The sequence below is a fragment of the Syntrophotaleaceae bacterium genome, assembly GCA_041390365.1.
Classification (GTDB): domain Bacteria; phylum Desulfobacterota; class Desulfuromonadia; order Desulfuromonadales; family Syntrophotaleaceae; genus JAWKQB01.
The window spans coordinates 951,259-967,249 of the sequence record JAWKQB010000003.1; the positions used below are offsets into that span (position 1 = coordinate 951,259).

At 58.3% G+C, this 15,991-nt stretch carries 13 protein-coding genes and 1 riboswitch; of the genes, 6 read left to right on the plus strand and 7 right to left on the minus strand.

The window, feature by feature from the left end; translation table 11 throughout:
• Positions 1 to 292: 292 nt before the first annotated feature.
• Positions 293 to 694, minus strand: a complete 402-nt coding sequence (locus R2940_16610) for a DoxX family protein (protein MEZ4601412.1) — start codon at positions 692 to 694, stop codon at positions 293 to 295.
• A 244-nt stretch (positions 695 to 938) separates the two neighbouring features.
• Here R2940_16610 and R2940_16615 point away from each other — a divergent pair, with 244 nt between their 5' ends.
• Complete coding sequence (locus R2940_16615; GenBank protein MEZ4601413.1) at positions 939 to 1,880, plus strand: diguanylate cyclase; 942 nt, start codon at positions 939 to 941, stop codon at positions 1,878 to 1,880.
• Between the two features lie 84 nt (positions 1,881 to 1,964).
• Here the strand turns inward: R2940_16615 and R2940_16620 are convergent, their stop codons facing one another.
• A complete protein-coding gene (locus R2940_16620) occupies positions 1,965 to 3,716 on the minus strand; it encodes a histone deacetylase family protein (GenBank protein MEZ4601414.1) in 1,752 nt (583 codons plus the stop codon).
• Positions 3,717 to 3,859: 143 nt separating this feature from the next.
• Positions 3,860 to 4,936, minus strand: a complete 1,077-nt coding sequence (locus tag R2940_16625; GenBank protein MEZ4601415.1) for an alanine--glyoxylate aminotransferase family protein — start codon at positions 4,934 to 4,936, stop codon at positions 3,860 to 3,862.
• A gap of 93 nt (positions 4,937 to 5,029) precedes the next feature.
• Positions 5,030 to 5,116: riboswitch (ZMP/ZTP riboswitch) on the minus strand.
• A gap of 325 nt (positions 5,117 to 5,441) precedes the next feature.
• Here R2940_16625 and groES point away from each other — a divergent pair.
• The gene (gene groES / locus R2940_16630; protein ID MEZ4601416.1) at positions 5,442 to 5,729 is read left to right on the plus strand and encodes a co-chaperone GroES; all 288 of its coding nucleotides are present in this window, start codon (positions 5,442 to 5,444) and stop codon (positions 5,727 to 5,729) included.
• Positions 5,730 to 5,771: 42 nt separating this feature from the next.
• Positions 5,772 to 7,424 carry a chaperonin GroEL gene (gene groL, locus R2940_16635; protein ID MEZ4601417.1) on the plus strand — a complete coding sequence of 551 codons (1,653 nt, stop codon included), beginning with the start codon at positions 5,772 to 5,774 and terminating at the stop codon, positions 7,422 to 7,424.
• Positions 7,425 to 7,634: 210 nt separating this feature from the next.
• Here groL and R2940_16640 read toward each other — a convergent pair whose 3' ends face one another.
• The gene (locus tag R2940_16640; GenBank protein MEZ4601418.1) at positions 7,635 to 8,612 is read right to left on the minus strand and encodes a thiamine biosynthesis protein; all 978 of its coding nucleotides are present in this window, start codon (positions 8,610 to 8,612) and stop codon (positions 7,635 to 7,637) included.
• Positions 8,613 to 8,951: 339 nt separating this feature from the next.
• Between R2940_16640 and moaA the strand changes: the two genes are divergently transcribed.
• Positions 8,952 to 9,932, plus strand: a complete 981-nt coding sequence (gene moaA / locus R2940_16645) for a GTP 3',8-cyclase MoaA (GenBank protein MEZ4601419.1) — start codon at positions 8,952 to 8,954, stop codon at positions 9,930 to 9,932.
• Positions 9,933 to 10,004: 72 nt separating this feature from the next.
• On the opposite strand, the gene R2940_16650 is transcribed toward moaA, so the two are convergent.
• The 3 genes from R2940_16650 to R2940_16660 all read right to left on the minus strand — a co-directional run bounded on the left by R2940_16650 (position 10,005) and on the right by R2940_16660 (position 13,141).
• On the minus strand, positions 10,005 to 10,319 hold the full coding sequence (locus R2940_16650) for a cytochrome c3 family protein (protein ID MEZ4601420.1): 315 nt from the start codon (positions 10,317 to 10,319) through the stop codon (positions 10,005 to 10,007).
• Positions 10,320 to 10,349: 30 nt separating this feature from the next.
• Entirely contained in the window at positions 10,350 to 11,618 is a 1,269-nt protein-coding gene (locus tag R2940_16655; GenBank protein MEZ4601421.1) for a (Fe-S)-binding protein, read from the minus strand.
• Between the two features lie 140 nt (positions 11,619 to 11,758).
• Entirely contained in the window at positions 11,759 to 13,141 is a 1,383-nt protein-coding gene (locus tag R2940_16660; protein MEZ4601422.1) for an FAD-linked oxidase C-terminal domain-containing protein, read from the minus strand.
• 309 nt (positions 13,142 to 13,450) lie between these two features.
• Between R2940_16660 and radA the strand changes: the two genes are divergently transcribed.
• Together radA and R2940_16670 are read left to right on the plus strand one after the other, a co-directional pair.
• On the plus strand, positions 13,451 to 14,803 hold the full coding sequence (gene radA / locus R2940_16665; GenBank protein MEZ4601423.1) for a DNA repair protein RadA: 1,353 nt from the start codon (positions 13,451 to 13,453) through the stop codon (positions 14,801 to 14,803).
• A complete protein-coding gene (locus R2940_16670) occupies positions 14,800 to 15,927 on the plus strand; it encodes a poly-beta-1,6-N-acetyl-D-glucosamine N-deacetylase PgaB (GenBank protein ID MEZ4601424.1) in 1,128 nt (375 codons plus the stop codon). Before radA ends, R2940_16670 begins: the two co-directional genes overlap by 4 nt.
• Positions 15,928 to 15,991 lie beyond the last annotated feature (64 nt).

Below are 15,991 nucleotides of genomic sequence, written 5' to 3' on the forward strand. Positions count from 1 at the left end.
GAGTATTGCACTTCGCAAAATCCATATCACTTGATACCGTTTTGACAGGGTTTCATCCAAATCGAAATAGAAATCGGGATCGGATTTTGGCCTTTGATTTTGGTTTGGATACCGAGGGTTTTGTATTGCAGAAAGTGCCCCAAATCGAACATCGCCAAATCGAAAAGGCTAACACCCGATTTCGATTTGGATAGCGATTTCGATTTGGAAAAATCATCAAGAGAAAGCCACAACGGCGGGCGGCAGTAGGGAGGATGCCGCCCGCCGTCGTTTGACGGAGCAGTTTTGAAATTCAGCTGGCGCCTCTCAACCGGTCCACACTCAGGGGGCCGGGTCCGGCGAATGAGAGATAAAGGAACACAAAGCAGTACAGTACCGCCAGTTCCCCGTTGTTAAGTAAAGGCCAGAATCCCCGGGGAGCGTGGGCCATGAAATAGGCCACGGCCATCAGGCCTGACAGCACAAAGGCTACAGGCCGGGTGAAAAGACCCAACAGAACCAGGCCTCCTCCGAACAATTCGAGAACTCCGGCCAGGCCAATCAGCGAGAAAAGGGTGATTTCCATTGATGGTGGCGCCGGGATGCCGAAAAGTTTCTGCGCGCCGTGCTGCATGAAGAGCAGGGCCGTCACGATTCTGAGAAGACTTAGGGTCCAGGGGGCGTTTCTTGCCATGAAGGAGTGAGTTTCGCGCATTGTGTTTTCTCCTGTTGGTCAATTGGTATAACAGTCTATGGTTCTCATTATATCGGGTTTTTTCCATTTCGAAACCGACGTTCGGGATGCGGAGTGATTCGCGGTTCGGCTTGTTGCCGGCCCAACCTGTGGTAGATTAGGAAAAAGCGCCGACCGATAAACCAGGAAAACGCTCCTGACCCTGTTTTCTCTGACCCTTTCACTTTGGGGCAGGGCTTTGAGAAAGGATTCGAACAGCAGGAAAATGAAGATACTCGTTGCCGAAGACGATCCTGTTCTGCTGCGCCTTCTCATAGAAATTTTGAGCAGATGGGGGTACCAGGTGATTCCCGCCGTGGACGGTGAGGAAGCGTGGCGGATATTGAAAGGCGAGGATCCCCCGCGCATGGCCATTCTCGACTGGAAAATGCCGGGGCTTGAAGGGGTGGAGATCTGTCGCCGGGTCAGAGCGGAACTCCCGGAACCTTATATCTACCTGATGCTTCTGACGGCACAGCATCGGGAGGAAGATCTTGTGACCGGCATGGAATCGGGCGCCGATGACTATATTGTCAAACCTTTCAAGCAGAACGAACTCAAGGTGCGCCTGCGAGCGGGGCGGCGGATCATCGAGTTGCAGAGCGAGTTGTTAAGCGCACGGGAGTTTCTTCGGGTGAAGGCCAGTCACGACTCGTTGACCGGTCTCTGGAACCATGAGGAGATTCTCGGCATACTTCATCAGGAACTGGCCAGGGCCGAGCGTGAAGGCCACGAGGTCAGCGCCATCATGGCGGATCTCGACCATTTCAAAAAGATCAATGACACCTACGGTCACCTGGCCGGAGATGTGGTTTTGATGGCGACGGCAGACAGGATGCATTCCCATATGCGTCCCTACGACGCCATCGGCCGCTACGGCGGGGAGGAGTTTCTGGTGATTTTACCCGACTGCGGCAGGGAATGTGCGATGGCTCTTGCGGAAAGGCTTCGAAAGAACATCGGCGGCAGCAAGGTCGACACACCGGAAGGTATTGTTTCCGTCACCGTCAGCCTCGGGGTCGCGGTGGCAGAAAAGGGCATTAAGATCGACGCCTTGTCTCTGGTCCAGGCTGCAGACAAGGCGCTCTATATGGCAAAAGAGAAAGGACGCAACCGGGTGGAAATCCATTCGAAGGGCGGGGGTCAGCGGTCCGGCTTGACGCATTGAAACCAGCCGACGGCACGTCACCTCGGGTTGTGCGTTTTCGTTGTTTTTCCATAGGGAGGGCTTCAGCACGGTCCCCTGCGGCTTTTAATGGGGCGATAGAAAAGCGCCCTCCCGAAGGCCGGTGAAAAAGTGCAGAGCGTATCCGCCCATCTGACCTGTATCATACCCGCCCTCCTGGACCACCAGAACCGGCAGGCCCAGCTCCCCGATCAGTCGACCGTTGCGGTGGAAATCCTCGTTGCGCAGAGGCCAGGTGCCGGTCGGGTCTCCCTGGCCTGTGTCGAAGCCGAGAGGCACTACGATAAAGCCGGGCCTGAACCGCTTGATGCGGCGCAGCGCCTGCTGAAGGGTCGATCGATAGCGCTCCGCCGTCAGCTTCTCCGGCAAAGGCAGGTTGAGATTGTAACCCCGGCCCGATTCGCTGCCCCGCTCGTCGTCAAATCCGCTGAAATAGGGATAGGCAAAGGAGGGATGGCCGTGGACCGAGACGGTCAGCACGTCGGGCCGCTGGTAGAAGATCTCCTGGGTGCCGTTGCCGTGATGATAGTCGATGTCGAGGACCGCCACCTTGCCCAAACGACTGAGATAGTGGGCAGCTACGGCGCTGCTGTTGAGGTAGCAGAACCCTCCGAAGAAGCTTCTCTCCGCGTGATGTCCCGGCGGCCGCACCAGAGCGTAGGCGAGCCGCTGTCCGGAGACGATCTGTCCGGCGGCGGTCAGGGCGCAGTCCACCGCCCGGCTGGCGGCGGGCCAGCTGTTGCGGGTCAGGGGCGTAAAGGTGTCGATGCAGTAGTAGCCGGCACGGATGGCCCGTTCCTTGGGAGGCCGGCTGGCGTTGCGCACCGGAAAGACATAGGGGTAAACCGCTTCGTCCTCCGGCAGACGGGCCGATACGGTTTTGAGATAGCGGACAAAGGCTGCGTCGTGCACCGCGGTCACATGCCTCTCGGAAAAGTGTCTGATCGGTACCGGGGCAAACAATCCGGAGGGGGCGAGGTGTTCCATGACCGCTTCGATCCGCGCGGGAGCCTCCACATAACCTCGCTCCCGGACATGATGTATGGCGTGTTGATCGTGCACCACCAGGGCGATGCGCTGATCGGCGGGGATGGGATCGGGAGTCGCCGCCGTTTCCGTTCCCGTCGAAAGGTAGCGGAACGGTCTCAGCTTCACCGGATCGTCGGTAAAGGAGTCCACCACCATCTGCACGTATTCCGGCGGACAAATGTGACGGTACTTCCGTTCCAGTATGGTGCGGACGATTTCCCGGGCCTGATCGGCCGGCAAAACCTGCTTTACTCCGAGATCATCGAAGACCAGATACGGGGGATTGTCCTGTCCCGGTTTGACGGGCGTTTCGTAACCCGTCCCGGTGATGGGCCTAGCGCCGAACCGCTCATAGAAGCGCAGCCGGGCGCGGTTCTGCCTGAGTATCGCTGGATCGCGGCATAACTGAGGATCGTCGGGCAGACACTCGAAGAAGAGTCCCAGCAAACCCAGGGTCCGGGCCTCCTCGCGTAAACGCCGATAGAGGGCGCCGCCGATGCCTCGACCGGTCATCTGCTTCGCGCTGGAGATGTATTCCAGGTAGCCGAACCGAAGTTGCGGTTCGTGCAGCAGCAGGGCGAAACCCTGTACCCGCCCGCGCTGATCGTCGGCCACATAGAGAATGGCCCGAAAGCCGTGTTTGAGAGGATTTTTCAGCTGGCCGGGCAGTTTGTCGATGTCCCGGGCGGACAGGTCGGGAAACTGGCTCCGAAGGATCTGGCGCACGTGGTCGATGGCCGTCCGGTTGATCGGCAACAGATCATCATAAATGCGGCGGATGCGGAACATGGTCGGCAGGTGCGGCTTGGATGCCGGCTTGAAAGAGGTGATGAATTCATTATAGCGCGGTTTGTGAAAAAAATGGCCCCCTTGCGGGGGCCTGGAGGTATATCATTGCATGGTGGTGGTCTGGTTTTCAGGAGGTTTTTAAATCAGCTGCGGGCCTGCGGCAGCAGCTCTTCGAGCAGGGTAAAATAGTCTTCCATGTCCGCCATGGTAAAGTCCCCCATGTGAGGAATGCGGAACGTCTGGTTCTTGATCTTGCCGTAGCCGTTATCCATGGCGTAGCCCCGCTCGCCAACCAGCTTCTTGAGTTTTTCCAGGTCGGTGCTGCCATCGTTGGTTCCGGTGGTGAGGGTGTTGGAACGGGCGCCCTCGGCCGCATAGAGTCCGAAGCCCTGCTTGGTCAGCCAGGAGCGGGTCGCCTCAGCCATCTGCCGATGGCGGGCATAGCGGTTTTCCAGCCCTTCGGCGAACATCTTCTTCAACTGATGACGCAAAGCGTAGATCTGGCTGATGCAAGGGGTGCTGGGAGTGTTGTTCTTTTCGTCGTTTGTTTCGAATTCCTCGAAATCGAAATAGTAGCCGCGATTGGGAGTGGTGCGGGCCTTGTCGAGGGCCTTGCGGGTGACGGAAAAGACTGCCAGACCCGGCGGCAGGCCGAAAGCTTTCTGAACCCCGGCCAGGCAGACATCGATGCCGAGGGCGGTGACGTCGATGGGGACGGCGCTCATGGAAGAGACGGTGTCGACGATGAAGGAGACTTTGGGGTATTTCTTCATCACCGCGGCGATCTCCTCCAGGGGAGACATGACGCCGGTGGAGGTTTCGTTGTGTACCACGGTCATGGCATCGTATTTACCGGTGGCCAGGGCCTGGTCGACCATTTCGGCGGTGACGGGTTTTCCCCAGTCGGCGGAAAAGAGGTCGGCCTCCAGGCCGCAACGCAAGGTTACCTCGTACCACTTTTTACTGAAAGCGCCGTTGGCGAAGCAGGCGCACCGCTTCTGCACCAGATTACGTACGGCCCCCTCCATAACCCCGAAGGCGCTGGAGGTGGAAAGGAAAACCGGACCGGGGGCGTTGAGCAGTTTTTTCAGATCGTCGACCACTTCTTTATGGAGAACCGCGTATTCCTTCATGCGATGGCCGATCATCGGGGTGGCCATCGCCTCGAGCACATCCTGGCTCACTTCAACAGGTCCGGGAATAAAGAGTTTCTTGCTCATGGTGTCTGCTCCTTAAAAAATCTGGTTTTGATAAAAATTCCGAGAGAGATCGTTTGCGGAGCCAGGAAAGAAAAAACGCCTGGCCTCTTTCAAGAAGGGGGCCCAGGCGTACGGCTGTCTCGGTCGTTGATTTCTGCTCCACGGTGGTGCCCCACCTTAACGCCAGTCGCAGAAGACCGCCAAATTTTCGATTCGCAGATCAACTACCATACCTTTCGATTCCCTGTCAAGAAAATCTCCTGAACCGGTAAAAACCTCAGGAATCTTTAACGGCAAAAAAATTCCCGATAAAAGCCTTGACATTGAAAAGGGGCTGATTATATTTAGCTCTGCTTGTTAGCACTCCTTCCTGACGAGTGCTAATATCTCGGCACCCGTTTCAGGGCTTGGTTCGCATCGATTCGGAACTTAAGCTTTTTTTGTTTGGCCTGCAGAGAAAGGCAACCGATAACGGGTCGAAACCCGGCATCCTATTTTATTGGCAAAGCGAGAAAGGAGATTTGACATGAACATCAGACCGTTGCGTGACCGCATTATTGTTGAGAGGGTTGAAGAAGAGGCCAAGACGGCCGGCGGACTCATCATTCCCGATTCCGCCAAGGAAAAACCTCAGCAGGGAATTGTCAAGGCCGTTGGCAAGGGCAAGGTGACCGAGGACGGCAAGGTGCTGCCCATGGATATCAAGGTTGGTGATCGGGTACTGTTCGGCAAATACGCCGGCAGCGAGATCAAGGTCGACGGGAAGGAATACCAGATCATGCGCGAGGACGATATCCTCGGCGTGCTCGAATAACCGACAACCCTCTCAATTTCGATTCAAAGGAGATAGTGAACCATGGCTGCTAAAGAAATCAAATTCGGGCAGGACGCCCGTAAGCACATCCTGGATGGTGTTAACCAGCTGGCCAACGCCGTCAAGGTAACCCTCGGCCCCAAAGGCCGCAATGTGGTCATCGAAAAATCCTTCGGCGCCCCGCTGATCACCAAGGACGGCGTGACCGTTGCCAAGGAGATCGAAGTGGAAGGCAAGTTCGAGAACATGGGCGCCCAGCTGGTCAAGGAAGTCGCGTCCAAGACCTCCGATGTCGCCGGTGACGGCACCACCACCGCCACCGTGCTGGCCCAGGCCATCTACCGCGAAGGCGTCAAGCTGGTTTCCGCCGGTCACAACCCGATGGAAATCAAACGCGGCATCGACAAAGCTGTTGAAGCGGCCGTCGCCAACCTGAAAAGCCTGTCAAAGCCGATCAAGGACCACAAGGAGATCGCCCAGGTCGGCACCATTTCCGCCAACAGCGATGCCACCATCGGCAACATCATCGCCGAGGCCATGGAGAAGGTCGGCAAGGAAGGCGTTATCACCGTCGAGGAAGCCAAGGCGATGGAAACCACCCTCGAGACCGTCGAAGGGATGCAGTTCGATCGCGGCTACCTGTCCCCTTACTTCGTGACCGATCCCGAGCGGATGGAAGCGGTCATGGAAGACGCGCTGATCCTGATCCACGACAAGAAGATCAGCAACATGCGCGACATGGTCGGCATCCTTGAAGCCGTCGCCAAACAGGGCCGTCCGATTCTGCTCATCTCCGAAGATATCGAAGGCGAAGCTCTGGCTACCCTGGTGGTCAACAAGCTGCGCGGCACCCTCAACGTGGCCGCGGTCAAGGCTCCCGGCTTCGGCGACCGCCGCAAGGCCATGCTCGAAGACATCGCCATTCTCACCGGCGGCAAGGTGATCGCCGAGGAGCTCGGCTTCAAGCTGGAGAACGCCACCCTCGACATGCTCGGTTACGCCAAACGCATCGTCATCGACAAGGAAAACACCACCATCATCGACGGCGGCGGCAGCGAAGCCGATATTCAGGGCCGGGTCAAGCAGATCCGGGCCCAGATCGAGGAGACCAGCAGCGACTACGACAAGGAAAAGCTGCAGGAGCGCCTGGCCAAGCTGGTCGGCGGGGTCGCCGTGGTCAAGGTCGGCGCCGCCACCGAAACCGAAATGAAGGAGAAGAAGGCCCGCGTCGAGGACGCCCTGCATGCTACCCGTGCAGCTGTCGAAGAAGGCATCGTGCCTGGCGGCGGAGTCGCTCTGATTCGCTGCATCAAGGCCCTTGAAAGCCTCAACCTCCAGGGCGAGCAGATGTTCGGCCTGAATATCGTCAAGCGCGCCCTTGAAGAGCCTCTGCGGCAGATTGCGGCGAATGCGGGCGCCGAAGGTTCCATCGTAGTCAACAGAGTGGTTGGCGAGAAAGATTCCTTCGGTTTCGACGCCGCCACCGACGAGTACTGCGACATGATTGAAGCCGGCATCATCGACCCGACCAAGGTGGTGCGCAGTGCCCTGCAGAACGCTTCTTCCGTGGCCGGCCTGATGCTGACCACCGAAGCCTGCGTTGCCGAAGTGCCGAAGAAGGATGAAGGCATGGGCGGCATGCCCGGTGGCATGGGCGGCATGGGAGGAATGGGCGGCATGGGCGGCATGATGTAATTTCGCCCTCCGCTGTTCGCTTCTGAATGCAAAAAAGCCCTCCGGATCCGTCCGGGGGGCTTTCTTATTAATAAATGTCCTGGTTAATTTGCTATTGTTTTTTCCAAATCGAAATCGAAATCGGGGTCGAAAGGTAAATAAGGTTACGCTCCCCGGGGCAGGGCGAACAGATCGGTTCGCCCCTAGGGATATCGCCCTAGGACAATTCTCTCAGGGCACGATCAATTCCTCGATTTTTTCCCGATCCATCGGTGCCACTTCGAAGACTTCCGGTGCCTCCTTCCCCACCAGCAGCACCCGTACCGTGGGACAATCCTTCCCCTTGCCGTAGGCGGCGACAATGGCGGCTGCCTGCCGCAGATCATCTTTGTCAGGATGGCCGCTGATCAGGCCGAGAGGGCCGCTATACAATTCAGCACGGAGGAGCAGGTGGTTGTCATCGGCAAGGTTTTTTATCGCTTCGTTGGTTTCCCGGTTTCTGCCGAGGGTTAATTTGGCTCGTGAAGAGAGACGGTACTGACGACCGAGCTTGAGCAGCTCCACATCCTTCGGGGTGCAGTCCGGGTGGTGATTCAGCAGATCCTGCAGGCGTGCGGTAAAGGATTTTTCGGTGAGCAGGCACCCTCCCCCCGAACTGGGAACATCGGCCAGCCCCCACTGTCGGGCCAGTTCCTCCTGCCGGCGCCGTGTGCGTCCCTGAATGTTCAGCAGTTGCTCCCGGTCGACCAAACCTTTTTCCTCCATGGCAGTCACCGGCAGCAGCCTTGCACTCAGAGGGCGCAGGATGAAATCGCCGCAGCCGGAATGTTTGGCGACAGCCTGCAAGGCATTGAGATTCTGGCTCATGGGTCTCTGGCCAAGGACTTCTCCCGAAAAAAGAAAGTCGAAATCACCCTGGCGGACCAATTCTCCGGCAATGCGGAACATCATGGCATGGCAGTCGATGCAGGGATTCAGGTTCCTGCCGTAACCATAGCGGGGATTTTTCAGCATTTCGAGGTGAATCTCGCTGATGTCCCTGACGATAAGCGGGATGTCTATCTGCCGGGAGGCTTTGCGCGCCCGTTCCGCCCCGAAGAAAGGGGTCACGTAAACGATGCCGGTCACATCGACACCCTGTTTCTTAAGAACCATGGCGGCGAGAATGCTGTCGAGACCTCCGGACAAAAGGCCCAAGGCTTTACTCATCATTATCCTCCAAAAAAACGTCTAATTTGTCGGCCTGGTCGCCAACGGTTTTGGCCATCGAAAGTACCACGTCCCTTATCTGATATCCAAATCGAAATCGCTATCGAAACCGGTGCTGAATTTCCCCTTTCAGCTTTTGGGGTAAGTCCGAAATTTCTTGAACCCGATAACGTTTCGATTTCGATTCAGGAACCCTCCTTTTTTGGATAAAGATAGTTGCCCTGAATACGACAAAAATGGTAAGTTATGCCCGCCTGGGATAGAACGCTGTTACTGCCAACTGCAGGTTGGGGGAGGACGGTTTCGTACCCGGGCAAACGCATAACTGGAGGCCTTACCTTGAAAGATAGTTTCGGGCGTAAAATCGAATATCTCCGTCTTTCCATCACTGACCGATGCAATCTTCGTTGCCGATACTGCATGCCCGCGGAAGGGGTCGAGCCGATAGAACATGGCGAAGTCCTGACCTACGAGGAGATGCTCAGAATCGCTTCGGTGGCAACCCGTCTCGGCGTGAAAAAGATCCGTATTACCGGAGGGGAGCCCCTGGTTCGCCGCGGCATCGTCGACTTCATCCGGGAACTCGCGGCGCTGCCGACGGGACCGGAGATCACCATGACCACAAACGGAGTGCTGCTGGCGGACATGGCCTTCGATCTTCGCAAGGCCGGTCTGTCCCGCGTCAACGTGAGCCTTGATTCTCTCCGGGAGGACCGTTTTCAGCTGATCACCCGGCGGCCCGGTCTGCAAAAGGTACTGGACGGGATCGAAGCTGCCGACGCGGTGGGGCTGACCCATCTCAAGATCAACATGGTGCCGCTGAAAGGCATCAATCATGACGAGATCGTCGACTTCGGCCGTCTCGCGCTGGAACATCCCTGGGAGATCCGGTTCATTGAATTCATGCCGGTCAGTTCCGGGCTCGATTTCACTCCGGAGCACATGTTTCCGGCAAAGTCCATTCTCGAGGAGCTGGGCAAGATCGGGAAACTGGTTCCCCTTCTCCGGCAGGGGCCGGCCGGTCCGGCACGCCTGTTCCATTTTCCCGACAGCCCGGGCCGGGTCGGCGTAATTCCCGCCATTTCCGACCATTTCTGCGGTGAATGCAACCGGATGAGGATTACGGCTGACGGCCGCATCCGGCCTTGTCTTTTTTCGAGTGAGGAGATCGATCTGCGGGAGGCCTTGCGCAGTTCCTCTTCAGATGAGGAAATCGAACGGCTTTTGCGCGAAGCGGCCTGCATCAAGCCGCAGCGACACCATATCGGTGAAAAGGAGTTCCGGCAGGGAGGCCGTCGCATGCACGGCATCGGTGGATAAGGGATTCCTTAAAGTTGGAATACAACGGAGCGCTCAGGCGCTCCGTTGTCGTTTTTGCTTCCGGTCTGGCGGCTATTTATCCTTGTACCCTTCATGGCAACGGGCGCAATTGCCTTGACTTGCAAAAGCCTGCTCTCCGTTATGACAGGACCCGCAGAGCTGACCTGCGTAAAGAGCCTGCATGGTGATTGGTTTTGCCCCCTTCAACATCCTGGGAAACAGATCCCTGTTGTGGCAGGTTGAACAAGGCTGCCGGTGATCGGTCCCGCTGAAGGTGACCGGGCCGGCGCCCCCGCCTTCATAAGTGAGGCTCTGGCCAGGCAGAACGGCAAAAGCAGGAGCTGCCAGAACCGTGCTCAGTAAAAAGACAACCTGGAATAACTTCATGGACTATCCCCCTTGTTGAGTCACGCGGGCTCAGGCGTTGTCTCCTGAAATTGCTCTGCCGACCAGTTCCAGAACATGAACGGCTCTTTGCTGCAGCCCGGCATGGTTGAGCGTATCCTGCAGCTGCATGATGCAGCCGGGGCAGGCTGTAGCGACCAGCTCCGCACCGCTGTTTCGAATCGCTTCTGCTTTGCGGCTGCCGATTTTTTTGCTGGTTTCGTAATGATAAACCGAAAAGGTGCCGCCAAGCCCGCAGCAGCTATCAGCTTCGGTCATCTCCACCAGTTCGATTCCCGGCACGGCCTGAAGCAAGGCTCTAGGCTCAGCGAGAATTCCGTGGTTGCGGAGGTGGCAGGGGGTGTGAAAGGTCACCCGCCGGGTTTGCAACGGTACCGGCAGGGACTGCAAAGCATCGGGAAGTCCCTGGTGGACGAGAAAGACATTGATGTCGATGACCTTTTCGGCCAGTTGCTCGAACTCCCCCCCATGTTCCCGCATATATTTGGTCAGGCCGCTGAGGCAGGAAGCGCAGGCGGTGACGATATGATCCGGCTGGTGATGGGTTAAGGCGGACAGGTTTCGCAAGGCGAGTTTTTCCGCCGTTGCTCCGTCTCCGGAACAGAGCGCCGGCAGGCCGCAGCAGCCCTGATCTTTCGGGATCAGGACATTCATGCCGAGATGGCGAAGGGCCTGCAGGGCGCTTTCTCCGATCTCCGGATAGATGTGGTTGATCATACAGCCGGTAAAGAAGGTCACCAGCGGCCGGTCGGGAGCGCCGGCCAGGAATTCGGGATGGCGATCCCGGAATGGTTTCCCGGTAAATTCGGGCAGGGAGCGGTCCCGGGTAATGAAGGGGGCGGGAAACCGGAGCCGCAAGCCACTCTGACGTTGTATCTTTTTGAACAGCAGAGGGGAAAAAAGAGCGCCGGCCCGGGCCAGAAGCTTCATCAGCAGAGGCCTTTTCAGCACCGTAGAGATTCCCCGTCCGAACAGGCTCAGACCCTTGCGTTTTGCGATCTCCCGGCGTGCTGCCAGCATGATGTCGTCGACCGGAACCTGGTTCGGGCAGTTCTGCACGCATTTGCCGCACAGCAGGCATTTGGAAATGCTTTCTCCCAATTTACCGTCCGGTCCAAGTTCGCCATCGAGCAGCGCCTCGGCCAGGGCGACCTTGCCCCGGGCGACGGTTGCTTCGCGATTCTCCTCACTGAAGACAGGGCAGTGGGCACGACAGGTCCCGCATTTGACGCACTGCCGGATCTGGTCCCGGTACTCTTCAAGCTTTTTGTGCCGATTCATCTCTATAAAATCATTCTCGTAAAGATTGTTTTTATCCGGTTTTATCTGCGTGCATCCGCCTTTATCTGCGTTCGGTAATGGTTTTGAAATGCTGAATCGAACGCAGATAACTTCGGATAAAGGCGGATAAATAATGGTCGCTATTTTTCTTCCAGGAAAATCTTCCCCGGGTTGAGAATATTGTTCGGGTCGAGGGTGCGCTTGATGGCTTTCATGTAGGCAACGGCTGCCGGGTCGAGTTCCATGGGGATGTAGGGGGCCTTGGTGACGCCGACTCCGTGCTCCCCGCTCATGGTCCCCCCGAGTTCGAGGGTGGCGGCGAAGATCCTTTCGATGGCCTCCTCGGCTTTCTCCTGGTGCCCGGGAACCGCCCGGTCGACCATGATGTTAACGTGGATGTTGCCGTCACCGGCATGGCCGAAGTTGACGATGGGAATCTGCAGTTCCTTCGAGATCCCTTCGATGATACGGATCATTTCCGGCAAACGACTGCGGGGCACACAGATGTCCTCGTTGAACTTGTCGGGATTGACCTTGCGCAGGCTGGGCGAGACGCTGCGGCGCACCTGCCAGATCTCCTCGCTTTCCTTGCTGTTGCCGGCCACCCGGGTTTCCAGGACGCCGAGGGGGGAAACGATGTCCAGAATTTTTTCCGCCTGCCGCTCGATGAGGTCCCGGTCGCCATCCACCTCGATGATCAGAATGGCCCGGGCTTTCTCGGGGATGGCCAGATCGGTGGCCTGGCGGACGCACTGGATGGTGGTTGCGTCCATGAACTCGAGGGTGGTGGGGATGATCTTGCCGCGCACGATGGCGCTCACCGCCCGGGCCGCCCCGTCGATGGAGTCGAAGGCGACCAGCATGGTCTTTTTGGCGGCCGGCAGGGGCAGAAGCTTGAGGATAATCCGGGTGATGATGCCGAGCGTCCCCTCACTGCCCACCAGCAGCTTGGTCAGATCGTAGCCTACAACTCCCTTCATGGTCTGCCCCCCGGTCCGGATGATGTCGCCCTGGGGTGTGACCGCCTCCAAACCGAGCACGTAATCCTTGGTCACCCCGTATTTCACGCAGCGGGGACCGCCGGCACATTCGGCGACGTTGCCGCCGAGGGTGCTGAACTTGAGGCTGGCGGGATCGGGCGGATAGAACAGCCCCTTTTCCTCCACGGCCTGTTGAAATTTCCATGTGATGACGCCCGGTTCCACTTCGGCGATCAGATTGTCTTCGTCGATCCGCAAAATCGCATTGAGCCGGGTCAGGACGAGGGCGATGCCCCCTCTGATCGGCAGGCTGCCGCCCGTAAAACCGCTGCCGGCACCGCGCGGATAGACCGGAATCTTTTCGGCGTTGGCCATTTTCATGACCAGGCTGATCTCTTGAGCATTCGCCGGAAAGACCACGGCATCGGGCAGGTATTCCTGCTGGGTTGCGTCGTAGGAATAACAGATGCGATCTGCCTTGTCGGTGGAGACGTGTCCGGGCCCGACGATATCCTTCAGAATCCTGATGAGGCGAGGTTCCATAAGCGGTAATTTTCTGTCCTTATAGTATGGGGGGAATCGGTTTCGGCGTCGGTATCGGTGTCGCTGTGTCTGGCGAACTGGGCGAAAAGGCGCTATTCCGATACCGATAGCGACCCCGCCCCCGATTGGGTGTGCGTAACCGATACCGAAAAACTGATTTCCAGGATCAGGAATCTTAACAGAAGAACCGCTATCCCGTCTACCCCCGCGAGTTTTCTGCGGAAACTGTCAGGTGGCCCGGCACGGTTTCATTGACAGGGTGGGGGGGATGGCCTAAAATCCCCTTTTGGAATTTTCGGGGAGGTCGCGTTGAAAAACAGGTCCATTTTTGTCTGCCAGCAGTGCGGGTACCAGAGCCCCAAATGGCTTGGGCGGTGTCCGGACTGCGATCAGTGGAATACCCTGACTGAAGAGTCCAGGGCGGTTGCCGGCGACAAGAATCGTTTGCTTCCTCCCCCTGCAAAGGCGCAGCGCATTCATGAAGTGCAGGGGCAGGCCGAGGAGCGGCACCGATGCGGCATCGGCGAACTCGATCGGGTCCTCGGCGGCGGTGTGGTTCCGGGCAGTCTGGTCCTGATCGGCGGGGACCCCGGCATCGGTAAGTCGACGCTGCTGCTGCAGGCGGCCAACCGGCTGGCCGTGGGCGGACTGGCTCTGTATATCACCGCCGAGGAATCCGCCCGCCAGGTCAAGCTGCGGGGCGAGCGCCTGGGGGCATCCGCTCCCGATTTGTACGTCTGCCCGGAAACTTCCCTGGAAGCCATTCTCGAAAGGGTCAGGGAGCTGCAGCCGGCTTTCCTGGTCGTCGACTCCATTCAGACCATCTTTACTTCGGCCCTCGAATCGGCCCCGGGCAGTGTCGCTCAGGTGCGGGAATGCGCCGGCCGGCTGATGCAGCTGGCCAAAGGCAGCGGCATTTCGACCTTTATCACCGGCCACGTCACCAAGGGGGGCGCCATAGCAGGCCCCCGCATGCTGGAGCACATGGTCGACACAGTTCTCTATTTCGAGGGAGATCCCGGCCATCCCTACCGCATTCTGCGCGCGGTCAAGAACCGGTTCGGCTCCACCAATGAAATCGGTGTCTTCGAGATGAAGGAGTCTGGTTTGGCGGAGGTGTCCAATCCCTCGGAACTCTTCCTGGCCGAACGACCGGAGGGGTCCGCCGGAAGCGTCGTCGTGCCGTCCCTGGAAGGAAGCCGGCCGATCCTTGTGGAACTGCAGGCACTGGTCGCTTCGACCTCCTTCGGCACTCCCCGGCGCACCGCCATCGGCATCGACCATAATCGGGTTTCGCTGCTGGTGGCCGTACTGGAAAAGAAGGTCGGGCTTTCCCTGCTGTCCCAGGACATCTTTCTCAACGTAGCCGGTGGCGTTCGACTGGATGAACCGGCCGTCGATCTGGGGATCGTGGCCGCCCTGGCCTCCAGCCACCTCAACCGTCCGGTTGCCGCCGGCATCATTCTTTTCGGCGAAGTCGGCCTGACCGGGGAGGTCAGAGCCGTTTCCCGCCCGGAGCTGCGCATCCGGGAGGCGGCGCGGCTAGGTTTCAACCGATGCTATCTGCCTGCGGGAAATCTGAAGAATCTGGAAGCTCCGTCCGGCATGCGGCTGATCGGCGTCGCCAGCGCCGGTCATGCCCTCGAGGAGATTTTCGATTGAAGACGGCTGGCATTGTCCTGGGTTTGATGCTTTTCCTGCTGCCGATGGCCGGCATTGCGGACGCTACCGAACCATTGTATGCCGCCCAGGTATCCTGGCTTCCCTGCAAAACCGAGGCAGAGCTGAGCCAGGAGTTTCAAAGAATGCGGGAGCAGGGATTCGATACCCTGGTCGTGCGCGTGTTTCACAATCGCGGCGACCGGTTCTATCCCTTCATTCAACCCGGGGCCGATGCCGGAGTCTACTTTAAAACCCGGGAAGCCCCCGTGGTCGCCGACATCCTGACCCCGCTGATTCCTCTGGCCCGAGCCGCCGGACTCAGGGTGTATGCCTGGGCAAACACTTTGTCGACCCCGTTGACCGGTTCCCGGGATCTGCACGGCCGCCGATATGAACTCGCCCAGGGGTCGGTCACTGCCACGGAAAAGCTCGATCCCTTTCACCCGGAAGTCCGGAATCGGCTCCGGGCCCTCTTCGAGGATCTGGCCCGTTATGATCTGGATGGAATCCTGCTCCAGGACGATCTGGTTCTGCGACATACCGAGGGATTTTCCGCAGCGGGCCTTTCGGCCTATCTCAATCATTCCGGTCAACTGCCGGACCCAAAGGATTTTTATCGGAATCTGAGGCGGGATGCCGAAGGCCGGGTACGGGTGGGCGCCTATTCCGCAGCTTTTCGCCTCTGGGCCCGGTGGAAAGGTCGAACCCTGCTGAATTTGGCGACTTCCCTGCGCGAAGCTGTTCGACAGATCAACCCGGACCTGAAGCTTGTCATCAATCTTCCCTATGAAGTTCTGTCCAACCCGGAGGGGGCCCTGGCCTGGTTTTCCCTCGATTTCGCCGAGGTTCGCAAATGCGACTTTGATTACCTGGGATTGATGCTGTATCATCGCCAGATGGCCCGGGAGCTTGGGGTGTCCATCGATGAGGCCATGCGGCTGGCGGGTCGTCTGGCTGCAGAGGGCGCCGGCCTTCTTGGCCGCCCGGAGCGGTTGCTGGTCAAGTTGCAGGCAGTCGATTTCGAGAATCTGCAGCCGATTGTGTCAAAGGAGCGGGATGAAGTCTCCGGTAAGCTTGGGCGGCAACCGTTCAGCAAGGCCTGGTTTCCCTATGTCAGGCCCTGATTCGATCGGACGCCGTTCTCGAAGCGGCTGATTTCAGACTATTCAACAGTCTAGGTTGCGTTTT

Excerpts from the sequence above, each read along its gene's own strand:
- R2940_16655 (MEZ4601421.1), bottom strand. The coding sequence starts at position 11,618 with ATGAATCGGCACAAAAAGCTTGAAGAGTACCGGGACCAGATCCGGCAG.
- R2940_16640 (MEZ4601418.1), bottom strand. The coding sequence starts at position 8,612 with ATGAGTAAAGCCTTGGGCCTTTTGTCCGGAGGTCTCGACAGCATTCTC.
- R2940_16625 (MEZ4601415.1), bottom strand. The coding sequence starts at position 4,936 with ATGAGCAAGAAACTCTTTATTCCCGGACCTGTTGAAGTGAGCCAGGAT.
- R2940_16615 (MEZ4601413.1), top strand. The coding sequence starts at position 939 with ATGAAGATACTCGTTGCCGAAGACGATCCTGTTCTGCTGCGCCTTCTC.
- R2940_16660 (MEZ4601422.1), bottom strand. The coding sequence starts at position 13,141 with ATGGAACCTCGCCTCATCAGGATTCTGAAGGATATCGTCGGGCCCGGA.
- R2940_16610 (MEZ4601412.1), bottom strand. The coding sequence starts at position 694 with ATGCGCGAAACTCACTCCTTCATGGCAAGAAACGCCCCCTGGACCCTA.
- groL (MEZ4601417.1), top strand. The coding sequence starts at position 5,772 with ATGGCTGCTAAAGAAATCAAATTCGGGCAGGACGCCCGTAAGCACATC.
- R2940_16650 (MEZ4601420.1), bottom strand. The coding sequence starts at position 10,319 with ATGAAGTTATTCCAGGTTGTCTTTTTACTGAGCACGGTTCTGGCAGCT.
- R2940_16620 (MEZ4601414.1), bottom strand. The coding sequence starts at position 3,716 with ATGTTCCGCATCCGCCGCATTTATGATGATCTGTTGCCGATCAACCGG.
- groES (MEZ4601416.1), top strand. The coding sequence starts at position 5,442 with ATGAACATCAGACCGTTGCGTGACCGCATTATTGTTGAGAGGGTTGAA.